We start from the raw sequence: 13185 nt of genomic DNA on the forward strand, positions 1-13185 counted from the left end.
TTGCTAAACTTTTATGGTTAATAGAAGTAAAGGAGCCCACCAATGAATAAAAAGAAAAGATTCCCCTTTGTTTTGGTCGTCCTGGTACTTTTTTTCCAAAGCCTCATAGGAATCTCCGCCCGAGCAGCTGACGACTTTTCTGTCAATGCTAATGCGGGGTACGCCATTGACGCTGACTCAGGAAAAGTTTTTTTCAACCAAGACGGTGATACTCCCAAAGGCATTGCTTCCATCACTAAAACGATCACGGCATACCTCGTTTTAGACGCAATTAAACAACAAAAAATTACCTGGGAGCAAGAAGTACCGATTTCAGAATATGCTGAAAAACTGAGCACAGTTCCTGATTTATCCAATGTTACGTTAGTCCGTGGTCAAAAATACACGGTCAAGGATCTTTTTGAGGCTATGATCGTTCAATCAGCAAATGCCTGTGCGGTGGCTTTGGCTGAATTAATTGCTGGCAATGAGCATACATTCGTCAACCAAATGCGCGAGCAGCTTGTGAAATGGGATATTAAAGATGCGACTATCATTAATTCTTCTGGCTTAAGTAATGTCTACCTCGGTGAACATATGTATCCAGGAACGCAGGAAAACGATGAGAATTTGATGTCTGCTCGTGATGTAGCCATTGTTGCGCAGCATTTGATCAAAGATTTCCCTGAAGTCTTAGAAACTTCAAAAATCAAAGAAAAAACTTTCGCTCCCAATACCTCTCAGCCAGATGAAATGAAGAATTGGAACGTCATGCTATTTGATGGCCCCAACTATAAAGAAGGCGTCGATGGTCTAAAAACCGGAACAACCGATCTTGCCGGTGCTTGTTTTGTCGGTACGATCCAAAAAGATGGTCGCCGTGTCATTACCGTCATCTTAAATGCTTTAGATCAACCAAACGATGAAAATGCGCGCTTCGCAGAAACGAGCAAGTTGATGGATTACTGCTTAAATAATTGGAGTCAGCAGGATGTGACTGTCGCAGGTCAAACACCGACAGACAAAAAAGAACTGAAAGTCACTGAAGGCAAGGAAAAAACAGTTGGTCTAGCTATGGAGAAACCCGTCAAACTTTGGGTACGAAATGACATGGACCCAAAAAACTTAACGATTAAGACTACCTTAGATCAATCTTTATTAGACAATAATGCTGTCATTGCTCCTGTTCACAAAAATGAAAAACTCGGTACTGTCAGTGTTTCCTTGACACAAGATACCTTAGGTTATGTTCAAGCAAATGAGGCGGCAACGACTGATCTTGTAACAAAGAATGAGGTTCAAAAAGCCAGCACCTTTGAATTAATTTGGCAAAAAATTACTGGGCTGTTTGCTTAATAAAAAGCTTTTGACATCGTTTGAAAAGACAGGATGATAAAAAAATCGACTTCACTCCAAGTATTCGAGAGTGAAGCCGATTTTTTTATTTTGCTTTGAAAGGAAAATATAATTCAACTTCACCTTCTGCAAAATGCGGTAAATAATGTTCCTGGATTGCTCCAGCAAGTTCTAGCTTTTCTAGAGGAAAGATTTCTCCCAACATTAGATTGGTCGCTTCCTCAATTTTTTCTGCACTGGCCATTACTGTCAAGTAGCTCATTGGCGCCAGTTCCCAACGTACCCAACCTTCTGGAGCTTTAGCCTCTTCTGGTACTTGAACGCCAGCCAAATAGCGTCCTTCTTCTTGCCATGGCTCTAACCAGTGTTCGCTGTCACTCATCAGTCCCCATAGATGCAAATCTTTCATTTCCTGATCCTCTAAAAGATCCACTATTTCTTCAAAATGGCTATTCATCTGATCCCATAGCAAAGGGACCCATGATGCGCTATCTTCTGATAAGCCGCTTCCTTCTTTACCGATGACAAAAGTCGCAGGCAGATCTACACGATTGACTCCTTTTATCTCCATGCTCATTCCTCCTCCCCCACAATTTTACTAATCTTCCAAAATAAAACCAACTAATAGTTCCTAACTAAGTATTTACTCTTTTCTTTGGTATACTAACATAGAGAAATAAATAGACAATTTTATCGAAATTTTATTAAATACGATATGGAAGCAGAACAGCATTCATAAATTGTCGTATCTTTAAACTTGGAAAGGCGTGATACACTTGGGCATGCAAAGAGATTTTATTGCTATGGCTCTTTATTTTATTGTACTAATTGGCTTGTGGATTCGTTTCAAAGGAAAGCGGCTAAGTCGATTTCTTATTTGGACGGGGATTTTTATGCTCTTATATTTTTGTATCCTTGAAATACAAAATCGGACATTCTTTATTTTAATTCCATTATTTTTTCTTTTACTATTCTGCTATTTCTACTTTAAAGAAAAATGTCGCTTAAGAAACGGGTGGTTGTTTAACTTAATGCTCATTAGCTTTATGGGCTATGTCGCTATTGTTACAGCTACAAATGGCTCACTGATTGGCGCGGGAATTCTTGCCATATTAGCTGTCCTTTTCTTAATTGTTATTCTATTTGGCTTATATGCGGCGATTATTTTTTTGATTGGGAATAGTTTTATTGTTCTCCGACATGAATCGCGAAGACTGCCGAATTTGTTAACATTAATCTTAGCATTGGCAATTATTGCACTGATAGTCATGCAAATTTATGGACCGAAAATTCTACCAAACTGGTCAGTCATTTTATTATCCATTCCTACCACCATTGCTTTTTATTTTTTTGTTGTCTTTTGGAACTTTTTATCCATCTCTATCATTTATCAATTTAATCAACCAAAATTCAATCAAGATTATATCGTTGTTTTAGGTGCTGGTTTAATTGGTGGTGAAAAGGTTACTCCTTTATTAGCAAAACGGATCGACCGAGCCATTCAATTTTATAAAAAGCAAAGCGAAGAGACGTTATCGCCGCCGCAGCTTTTAATGTCCGGTGGACAAGGGCCGGATGAAAAAATTCCGGAAGCACAGGCTATGCGTGAATATGCTTTGGAGCAAGGAATTCCAGATGAAGATATCCTAATGGAGGCTCAATCAACGAATACGCTTGAAAATATGCGTTTCAGTAAAGAAATTATGGAACGGGAAAACCCGTCAGGCTATCACGCGATCTTCACTTCTAACAATTACCATATTTTCCGTGCAGGGATGTATGCTGAAGAGGTTGGCTTAAAAATCGACGGAATCGGTTCAAAAACCGCACGCTATTATTTGCCGAATGCGTTTCTAAGAGAATTTATTGCCGTTGCCTTGATGAATAAACGCCTTCATCTCTTTGTCTGTGGACTGATTGCCTTAGGTTTTATTGCTCTGGCAGTAATCAATTATTTTTTTATCGGATAAAATCAAAAGAAGGAATGCCTTAATCTTGGCATTCCTTCTTTTGGCTCTATAATTTCTAGGACTGATAGAAAATCATTCTATCGGTCCTTTTTGAGCATGAAAAAACAAAACATACAGAAGCTCCGTTAGAATTGAATCACCACAACACAATCAAAGGAGCGTTCTGTATGCCTGATCTTCATCATATCAAACTACTACTTGGAATCAAAGATAAAAACATTCTCATCACAAATGTAGAATCGAAGAGGATTAAAAAGATTAAGAGTCTTGTTGTTTCTGCGACATTGAGTAAAGAAATTTACCGCTGTCCTTTGTGTAAACAGGTGAACCATGAAGGCATGATCGTTAAGAACGGAAAGAAAAAATCGCTCATTCAACTTAATAAATGTGCGAACCAACTGACTTATCTTGCTTTAGCGAAACAACGCTACCACTGTCGTGGCTGCCACACCTATTTTACGGCGAATACCTACATTGTCGATAGAAACTGCTTTATCGCTAAACAAGTGCGCTATAAAATTTTAGAAGAGCTAACGGAAAAACAAGCAATGACGACAATCGCTAAGCATTGCGGAGTTTCTTGGTCGACCGTTTCTCGGACACTCGCTTCTCTGATCCCCATGACAAAAGTAAAAAGAAATTGGTTACCGCGTTGTTTATTAATGGATGAATTTCGTTCACTGAAAAATCAAGTCGGTCCCTACTCCTTTTCTTGTATGGATGGCGATACTGGAAAATTACTGGATATTCTTCCTTCACGGAAGAAAAAGGCTCTCGTTTCTTATTTTATGCAATTTGAACGACGCGCACGATTGAAGGTAAAGGTCATCGTGACGGACATGAATGTTTCTTATGCCTCTCTGATAAAGGAATGTTTTCCAAAGGCAAAACTCGTTGTGGATCGTTTTCACATTGTCAAACATCTCATTCGTAAATTTGAGGATATTCGCGTACGAATCATGAAAAGCTTTGATCGAAACGATCCAACACAAGCCAAATATTATCGACAATTAAAGGCGTTGTCTCGGCTTCTGATCAAACGACAGGACAAGCTTGTTTATGACAAATGGACCAAATGGCGCAATTTTGGTTGGGCGTATCTCACCGAAAGTGAAGTGGTGGATCGTCTGCTTTCAATCTCTGACGAATTACGAATCGCCTATTTTTACTATCAAGAAATTCTTCAAGCGTTTCACGACAAAGAGGCGGACACTTTCTTTAAACTTGTAAGAACGATGCCCAATTCCGTTCCAAAAGAACTACATCATATAAAAAAAGCTTTTATAACCTATGAATCCGGCATTCGTTTAGCCCTGGAATTGCCTTATTCAAATGCCAAAATAGAAAATCTGCATACCCACATCAAAGCATTAAAACGAGTCGCTTATGGCTTTCGAAGCTTTCGGAAAATGAAGACTAGAATTTTCTTACTAAATAATCTGATTACCTATGAATCAAAAAACATCTAAAGTAGAAAAGGAATTCTACCTTAGATGTACTTATCTCACTCTATCAGTCCTATTTGACAAAGAGCCCTTCTTTTTCTATTCAGCTCGTAAAGCAATTGCAGCATCTTTTTTCGCTGCCATTCTTGCCGGGATATGTCCGCCAATCATCGTCAAGACTGTTGAAACAACAATCAAGATAATTCCATGAACGGGATTCAATTGGGCAACATTCTTTAATTCAGTCATGTTGTATAAAATCGCGTTGATAGGGAATGTCGCTAGATAAGCAATGACGACACCCAGTGTTCCTGAGGCAACTCCTAAAATACAGGTCTCTGCATCAAATACACGTGTAATATCCTTTTTCCGCGCTCCTAAAGCTTTTAATACACCAATTTCTTTCGTCCGCTCAATTACTGAAGTATACGTTATGATCCCAATCATGATCATGCTGGTTACCAATGAAATACCAGCGAAAGCTACCAAGACATACGTGATGGCATCCATCAATCCCCCGGTTAACTCTGTCATTGTTCCTGCTAAGTCAGTATAGATGATTTTATCTTCTTTTTTCTTGCCTTTATTATAGTCATCCAAATAACTCAAAATTTGTTCCTTATCCTTATAATTATTCGGATAAATCATAATACTGCTTGGAATGCTGCTTCCACCTAGAAAAGCAATTGTACTATCTTTCGTTGTATCATCTAATTTCTCGTTCGTCATAACGTTTGTATCGGTCTCTTTTTGCGCTTTAACAATTTCTGAGTTCTCATTGTCTTTTACGATTTTCGAGGTTAGCTCATTACTATAAGCAATCCCCGGTGCTAAAAGATTCATCGTTGAAGATTGTTTTACTCGTAAAATACCAGAGATTTTCAGCGTATCATTATTGGCATTATCATACATCGCTTTGTAATCATTGTTGGGAATAAAATTGCCTGTTGGAAGTTTCGTGTAATACTCATTATTATTAATCAGCTTAAATTCCGTTCCCACGATTTTATCGAAATCAATTTTCTCGCCATCTTTGACATCAAAGCCTAGATTCTTCAATGAGTTGATATTGGTGCTGTTATTCGCATCCACAATTAATACAACATCTGTATCGCTTTTTGGATAAGCTCCTGACAAAAGCTTGTAGTTGTCCTCTAAGAAATTCCCTGAATTCTTATCTAACTGTGTTGGAAAAGAGGAAACGCCCATTCCTGTCATACTAGACATCGCACTCATCATCGAAGGACCACTGTCAGGTGCTTCGTTCGATAATTTTACTGGTTTTACATCGCCGTCTACATCGCGCAGAAGATTCATTCCCACAACACGAGTAAACCCGATATTATTGCTCAGCTTAGGATCTATATCATTAATGTAATCTACATAGTCTTGATTAATTTTATTTGTATGCTGCGCCTTATCCTCATCACTAATTTTCGCAACAATATTGTTCTTATTTTCTTTACTTGCCCCACTGGCTTTTTCCGACCCCAGCGCTTGATTTCGATTGGCTGTTTGATCAGTGGTTGTTTTTGAGATTGTGATTGGATACTTCGCCATCGTTTCGGCTTGGGTACTATCAATTTGCTTTTGGAAGCCGCTTGATAGAGATAGGACGATCCCGATGCTGATGATTCCAATACTTGAAGCGAAGGCTGTTAAGAAGGTCCGTCCCTTTTTCGTCCGCAAGTTATTAAAGGAAAGCTTCAAGGCAGTCATGAATTTCATTTTCGTGCGTTTTAGCTGAAATTGTTCACCTTTTTTCCCTTCAATATGAGGATGAGAGTCATCCATAATCCGACCATCAGAAAATCGAATGGTACGGTCCGCATATTTACTTGCCAATTCAGGATTGTGGGTTACCATAATAACCAATTTTTCCTTTGATAACTCTTGGATCAAATTCATAATTTGTACACTGGTTTCTGTGTCCAATGCACCAGTAGGCTCATCACAAAGTAAAATGTCTGGATTGTTGGCTAATGCTCGTGCAATCGCGACCCGCTGCATTTGTCCGCCAGAAAGCTGATTAGGCTTCTTATGCATGTGATCCTCTAAGCCGACACGTCTCAGCGCATCTTCAGCCCGTTGTTTCTTTTCTTCTTTCGAAACGCCACTCAAGGTCATTCCAAGTTCCACATTATCAATAATACCCAAATGACTGATTAAATTATAGCTTTGAAAAACAAAGCCAATAGAATTATTTCGGTAAGCATCCCAATCTGAATCCTTAAATGTTTTCGTCGATTTCCCATCGATCACCATGTCCCCTGAGTCATAGTTATCTAATCCCCCGATTACATTCAACATAGTGGTCTTACCAGAACCGCTGGCACCTAGAATCGCGACAAACTCCTGTCGACGAAATGCGACAGATACACCATCTAAAGCTTTCGTGGTGGTATCCCCCACATGATAATATTTTTTTATATCCTTTAACTCTAACATTGCGTCACCCTTTTTCTCTTAGTTTACTTTGCCAAGATAGCATGGCATTATTAACTCAAAATGAACAAAAATTCATACTAGGTTCACAGTGATTTGATACTATTATTAAGCAAAAGGGAGGGCAACGCAAATGAATCGAATACTTATCGTGGAAGATGATGAAAACTTATCCTTACTTTATCAATCCGCTTTAAAAAACGAACGCTTTGAAGTTTTTCGTGCGATGAACGGCATAGAAGCCTTAGATATTTTGGACAAACAATTTATAGACCTAATCATCAGTGACATCATGATGCCTGACATGGATGGCTATGAATTGGCTGAAAGTTTGCGAGAAGCAGACTATGATCTTCCGATTCTTTTTATCACGGCAAAAGATTCTTTTGAAGATAAGAAACGCGGCTTTAAGATCGGTATTGACGATTATATGGTAAAGCCGATTGATGTAAATGAGATGCTTTTACGTGTCGACGCCTTATTAAGGCGAGCACAAATTGTTCATACGAAAGAGTTGACCATTGGTGATACCCGTCTTGATCAGGAAACCTATCAAATTAAAACACCCTCACTAACTGAAACGTTACCACAGAAAGAATTTTTGCTTCTTTATAAACTACTTGCCTACCCCAATAAAATTTTTACTCGGCAACAATTAATGGATGAAATTTGGGGGCTAGATTCGGATACTGATGAACGAACGATTGATGTTCACATCAAACGGCTTCGTACGCGTTTAGAAACAAATCCTAATTTTTCGATTGAGACCATTCGCGGGCTAGGCTATAAGGCGGTCATCCACACATGAGAAAAAAATTGTTTTCCCAATTATGGATTTACTTTGTCGCAATTACCTTTTTAATGATGGTCATCGTTCTGTCTGTTTTCGTGGGTCTGCTTTTTACGGTCAATCACTATCAGCTGCTAGCCCCCGAGCGAGAAGGTCACCTTTTTCCATTTTATTTCATCATTTTTTTGAGTTTAGTGATTGGTGCTGCCCTTTCATTCTTTGTCGGCAAACGTATTTTGCAGCCTATCGGTGATTTGAGACAAGCCATGAGTAAAGTGTCAAAGGGCGACTTCGCAATCCAATTAGATGAACAACAGCAAATGGAGGATGTGAAGGAACTCTATCATGATTTTAACGTTATGGTAAAAGAACTCAGCAGCATTGAAACCTTACGAAATGATTTTGTTTCTACCGTCTCTCACGAATTTAAAACACCTATTGCTACAATCAAAGGATACGTACAGCTGTTGCAAGACGACTCTTTATCTAAGGAAGAACGTCAAAATTATTTGGAACGCATGCTAGATGGCACTCAGCAGCTGACACATTTGACAGATAACATATTGAAGCTTAGCAAACTTGAAAATCAAGGCTTGGGATTAGATTTTCAACACTTTCGATTAGACGAACAAATTCGTGAAGTCATCCTATTCCTTCAGCCGAAGTGGGAGCAGTTAAATCTAACATTGGATTTAGATTTGCCTCATACGATTTACAATGGAAATGAAGAATTTCTTTACCAAGTGTGGCTGAATTTAATGGATAACGCCATTAAATATAGTCAAAAAAATAGTAGCATCCATGTTCATTTAAGCGATGTAGAAGATGGGAAAGTAATCACTCTCAGTGATGAAGGGATCGGTATGACCAACGAGGTGTCGAGTCGCATTTTTGATAAGTTTTACCAAAGTGATACGAGTCGAAAAACCAAAGGCAATGGTTTAGGCTTAGCTTTAGCAAAACAAATCATCGAGCTACACCAAGGAACAATAAAAGTCAACAGTTCCCTCAATCAAGGAAGTGTTTTTAAAATATTTTTGCCAAATAACCCAAAAAATTCATAATTATTTGAGTCGAAGCGGCTTAAAATTCACAGTTAGTTAATATTTGTTTTGTATGCTATGAGTAACTTATAAGAAAGGATGACTCATATGATGGAGGGACAAAAAATTACTAAATCAGTCTATTTTGTCGAAGAAACACAAAACATCGAAGGCGCTTATGTTGAAGTCAATACTCTTTTTGTCGCTGATAATCCAGAGCAAGCAACTGAGTTTTATGAAAAATTAGTCAAAGAAAAACCAAAAAAATCTTTTGGTCTTTTATTAAACGAATACATTATTAATGCTGAAGGAGGTTTTTTCCACAATCTTTTGGAATCGTGGAAAAATCTACCAGCTGATTTTTACCGAAAAATGCAGGTCTTAACTTATCGGCCAATTGCTGAATATCAAAATTAAAAAATAGACATCCATTTAAGGATGTCTATTTTTTAAAGCATCGATAATAAAAACACAGCGGCTAAACCGGTAATCACTGAAATAGCCATCGAGCGAGTCTTATAGGCAACACCAGCCACTAAAAACATTGCAATGATTCGAGTATTGCCAATCAAATCAAAGCTATTATTACTGATAAATACATCCTTAAAGACTAATGCCGCAAACAATGAGATCGGCACATATTTCATCCAATCACTAAACCACTGAGGCACTTGTCGTTGCGAAAAATATAGCATTGGAAAAAGTCTCGGTAAATAGGATGCCCCAAATAGGCAAAGAATTAACAAAAGCAATGAAGTATTACTCATGGTGGACCTCCTCGCCAGTCAAATCATAATGGTCCGGTCCATCATTTTTCTTATCAGCAGTTTTACGAAACCGCTCGATAAGATAACCAGTGAACGAAGCTAATAATGTCGCCAAAATCAAACCAAAAGTATTTTTGATTACTAACATAAAAATGACTGCCAAACCGCCAGATAACAAACCAGTAACAAGTAAAAGACCATTGTTCAACTGCATCATAAACATAAAGATAAACATTGCTGTTAAGGCAAAATGAACCAATTCTGTATCCACATGGATCACAGAACCAAAAATATTGCCTACTACGGTACTGGCTGTCCACGAAGCCATTGAAAACCAATTGACAAACAAAGCTTTTTTTCGATTCCATTCAGGATCAGTAGAATATTTTAAATAATTTACCGCATAATTCTCGTCATTCATTGACTGAGAAAACAGTGCAATAAATGATCGCTTTTCCTTTTTAAAAAATTGTGACAAACTGGAGCCCAGTAATGCATAACGCAGCTCCAAGAAAAAAACCATTAAGATTGTGGACACAAATGACGCATGCACACTTATCATTGAGACGACTAAAAATTGTGCGCCTCCAGAGAAAACAAGCATCGAAAGTAAGACAGTTAATAGGATGTTAAATCCCGCTTTTTGCAGCAACATGCCACAGGCCAAGCCAACCGGAATATAACTCAAACAAAGCGGCAATGCCGCGTAAAATGCCTCTAACCATGGTGTCCTTTTTTTTACAGGCATGGTGTGTTCTCAATTCCCTTCACGTTCACAGGATAAAAAGCATTTTCATTCTAACACATTCTTTATAAAAAAGTAGCACCTTGTGAACAACTTGTTACTTCAGTAAATTTTTACCCAACCGTTCGTAAAATCCTATGCTTTTCACAATAGCTACTACTATAAACAAGGTTCAGCGACAATAATCCGAATTATAAAATAAAAGAAGAAGCAATTATTTGCTTTTGCTAAAGAAAAAGAGGAAAGTTTTAAAGTTTTCTTATGAAAACTTCATGTAGATTTTCACCCGTTTCTTGTTTATATACTGAAGAATTATTCCCAAATCATGGTAATCCACTATTTTTTGTACGAGTTATCATGGAGACGCAGATTCTTGTCCTATCATTTCGAAGCAATCGTGAAACTGATTAACGGTTTTCTGAAAAATATGGTAAGATAGTCAGCGAAAAGAGATGAATCATAGATGGAGAATAGTTTTCATGAGAATCGTTCCGTAGGACTAGTGCTGACTTTTATTGGTGGGATGGTTGATAGCTATACTTATATTCGTTATGAAGCTTTCGCTTCTGCTCAAACTGGGAACTTAATTTTAGCGATCATTCAAGCCTATGAGCGACAGTGGAATATGGTTGGAAAAAAATTGCTTTCCACTTTATTCTTTTTTATGGGTATTCTTTTAGCAAAGTTCTTAATTGATTACTTTAAAAGAAAAGAAAAACATTTTTGGCGTTTGTTCTTGCTTTATTTCGAAGCGATTGTCTTTTTTGTTATCAGCCTACAGGTCTTACAACCACACCCTGCAGTCATCACAATCATTATTGCTTTTACTGCCGCAATCCAGTGGGTGTCCTTTGATAAAATCAATGGACTTGCTTACACGAATCTGTTCACTACAGGAAACCTTAAAGGAGTGGCAACAAATCTTTACGACTATTTAAGCACGAAGGATCAAGCAGCTAAAACCGGTTTCATCCATTTTCTTTTAGTCGTCTTGGCCTTTATCGCAGGAGCAATTTTGTCTGTATTTTCTTATCGAAGGTTTGGAACAGATGCCGTTTTAATCATTGCGGGATTATTCCTGTATTTGGCTATTTCGGAAACAATTTTAGTTTGGCGCTTTCAACGAAAGACAAACATCCTGCAAAAAAAATAGAAGATTCTCTAGAACACCGTTTATACAGAAAAGGGAGTAGTGACAAGTTTTTTTGTCACCACTCCCTTTCTTATACGCCTAACGATTGCCAAAAATCAATAACAGAATTACTCCTAGACAGAAAATACCTGCTATTGTCCCGATTACGATCAGTCGTTTATCTAATTTCGTCTCTGGAATAACCTGTTTTAGCCCCTGGTAGAAAATGAGTCCTAAAAAGCCGCCAACAAAATTCATCAATAAATCTGTAGCATCCGTCGCACCAATCCCCAAAATAAACTGCAGCATTTCTATGACAAATGAAAACAAGAAAATAAAACCAATTTTCCTTAAGAAGGACCAATTTTTTGCTGAAATGCCTAGAAGAACACCTAATGGCGCAAATATGACTGCATTTAACAGGATCTCATTTAATGCAACCTTTCCATTAACGATCATCGAATCTTGAAAAGGGATAAGATTAATGGATCTCATGGGATGGGCCAAACTTTCGGTAATTTCTGAAAAAGACAAGGATAGTTTGAACAACAAAATCCAGATCAGCAACAATGAATAGATGAGCAGCAATATTTTACTTAATTTCTTAGTAGCCATTAGGTCTCCTCCCCTTAAGAAAACTGACTATCGAACAAAGGCAATTTCAATATCTCCATTGCTGGTTCTCACTTCTAACTCCTTTGAGCCGCTATCACGATTGTCTAAATTATTCGAGGCATTGCTTGTCTTAGCGTCCGTTGCAAAATCCTCTTTGCTTCCAATGATCGTTCCGTTTATTTTTGAGTTGCTTGTTTTAAGCGATAAAGACTCCGTCGGCTTCAAATCCATCAAGTCAATTTTGCCATTTGAAGTTTGAAATTCGCCTTCTCTAAACTCCAGATTGTGCAAACTCATTTTACTATTGCTGGTTTCAAAAGAGCCGTCCTCAAATTTCATTTGCGCGAGCTCTAGTTTTCCATTACTGGTTTCTGCATCAACAGAATGCGCATCAACATCATTGATAATCATCTTGCTATTGCTTGTTTCCAAATCGAGATTGTCCAGAGACAAATTCTCTGTCGAAATCTTACCGTTAGATGTTTCAACCTGTAAGTCCTTGAGCTTCGCTCTCGGAATTTCGATGGTTACTCTTGGATTACTGTTCCCAAGATTGAAGAAGCTAAAATTAAACCCTATCGTTCTTTTACGTTCTAAATGCAGAGAATTGCTTGTTTGTTTGATTCGATATTTGATATCTCGGCTTTTCTTATAACTGATCCGTGTCTTGTTTCCAGAAACACCCACAACATCAATCGGCATATTACGATCGTCCACAACTAATTTGTTCACAGCTTTTGTTGTCGTGAAGGTCTCGTTACTCATTCGATTATGAAAAAACATACTGCTTATACTTACTAACGCAGCCCCAACTAAAATTAACCCAATAACCACTCTTTTCATTTTTTATACCCCTTATCTATTTTTCTTATCTTTATCATAAAGAATTTATCAACCG

At 37.9% G+C, this 13185-nt stretch carries 13 protein-coding genes; 7 read left to right on the forward strand and 6 right to left on the reverse strand.

The genetic code is table 11. The annotated features are described in order from the left end of the window. Positions 1-42 precede the first annotated feature (42 nt). The gene (locus J9537_RS11485) at positions 43-1335 is read left to right on the forward strand and encodes a serine hydrolase (RefSeq protein ID WP_010745621.1); all 1293 of its coding nucleotides are present in this window, start codon (positions 43-45) and stop codon (positions 1333-1335) included. Between the two features lie 85 nt (positions 1336-1420). Here the strand turns inward: J9537_RS11485 and J9537_RS11490 are convergent, their stop codons facing one another. Continuing rightward, positions 1421-1906 carry a GyrI-like domain-containing protein gene (locus J9537_RS11490; RefSeq protein ID WP_010745620.1) on the reverse strand — a complete coding sequence of 162 codons (486 nt, stop codon included), beginning with the start codon at positions 1904-1906 and terminating at the stop codon, positions 1421-1423. A 205-nt stretch (positions 1907-2111) separates the two neighbouring features. Here J9537_RS11490 and J9537_RS11495 point away from each other — a divergent pair, with 205 nt between their 5' ends. Then, entirely contained in the window at positions 2112-3305 is a 1194-nt protein-coding gene (locus tag J9537_RS11495) for a YdcF family protein (protein ID WP_010745619.1), read from the forward strand. 167 nt (positions 3306-3472) lie between these two features. Continuing rightward, positions 3473-4774 (forward strand): ISL3 family transposase, encoded by a 1302-nt coding sequence (locus J9537_RS11500; protein WP_218256175.1) that lies wholly within the window; start codon positions 3473-3475, stop codon positions 4772-4774. A 75-nt stretch (positions 4775-4849) separates the two neighbouring features. On the opposite strand, the gene J9537_RS11505 is transcribed toward J9537_RS11500, so the two are convergent. Then, the gene (locus J9537_RS11505; RefSeq protein WP_010745618.1) at positions 4850-7198 is read right to left on the reverse strand and encodes an ABC transporter ATP-binding protein/permease; all 2349 of its coding nucleotides are present in this window, start codon (positions 7196-7198) and stop codon (positions 4850-4852) included. A gap of 130 nt (positions 7199-7328) precedes the next feature. Here J9537_RS11505 and J9537_RS11510 point away from each other — a divergent pair, with 130 nt between their 5' ends. From J9537_RS11510 to J9537_RS11520, 3 genes are all read left to right on the forward strand, one after another. Next, complete coding sequence (locus tag J9537_RS11510) at positions 7329-8003, forward strand: response regulator transcription factor (RefSeq protein WP_010745617.1); 675 nt, start codon at positions 7329-7331, stop codon at positions 8001-8003. Continuing rightward, a complete protein-coding gene (locus J9537_RS11515) occupies positions 8000-9049 on the forward strand; it encodes a sensor histidine kinase (protein ID WP_010745616.1) in 1050 nt (349 codons plus the stop codon). Before J9537_RS11510 ends, J9537_RS11515 begins: the two co-directional genes overlap by 4 nt. Positions 9050-9136: 87 nt before the next feature. Next, on the forward strand, positions 9137-9445 hold the full coding sequence (locus tag J9537_RS11520) for a hypothetical protein (protein WP_010745615.1): 309 nt from the start codon (positions 9137-9139) through the stop codon (positions 9443-9445). A gap of 32 nt (positions 9446-9477) precedes the next feature. On the opposite strand, the gene J9537_RS11525 is transcribed toward J9537_RS11520, so the two are convergent. Both J9537_RS11525 and J9537_RS11530 read right to left on the reverse strand, forming a co-directional pair. Further along, positions 9478-9795, reverse strand: coding sequence for an AzlD domain-containing protein (locus J9537_RS11525; RefSeq protein ID WP_010745614.1), 318 nt, complete (start codon positions 9793-9795; stop codon positions 9478-9480). Continuing rightward, entirely contained in the window at positions 9788-10543 is a 756-nt protein-coding gene (locus tag J9537_RS11530) for an AzlC family ABC transporter permease (protein ID WP_010745613.1), read from the reverse strand. Before J9537_RS11530 ends, J9537_RS11525 begins: the two co-directional genes overlap by 8 nt. Positions 10544-11003: 460 nt before the next feature. Between J9537_RS11530 and J9537_RS11535 the strand changes: the two genes are divergently transcribed. Beyond that, a complete protein-coding gene (locus J9537_RS11535; RefSeq protein ID WP_010745612.1) occupies positions 11004-11693 on the forward strand; it encodes a YoaK family protein in 690 nt (229 codons plus the stop codon). A 78-nt stretch (positions 11694-11771) separates the two neighbouring features. On the opposite strand, the gene J9537_RS11540 is transcribed toward J9537_RS11535, so the two are convergent. Continuing rightward, positions 11772-12287, reverse strand: coding sequence for a VanZ family protein (locus tag J9537_RS11540; protein WP_010745611.1), 516 nt, complete (start codon positions 12285-12287; stop codon positions 11772-11774). Between the two features lie 27 nt (positions 12288-12314). After that, positions 12315-13130, reverse strand: a complete 816-nt coding sequence (locus J9537_RS11545) for a DUF4097 family beta strand repeat-containing protein (protein WP_010745610.1) — start codon at positions 13128-13130, stop codon at positions 12315-12317. Between the last annotated feature and the right edge of the window lie 55 nt (positions 13131-13185).

Source organism: Enterococcus raffinosus (assembly GCF_019175485.1).
Taxonomy (GTDB): Bacteria; Bacillota; Bacilli; order Lactobacillales; family Enterococcaceae; genus Enterococcus_A; species Enterococcus_A raffinosus.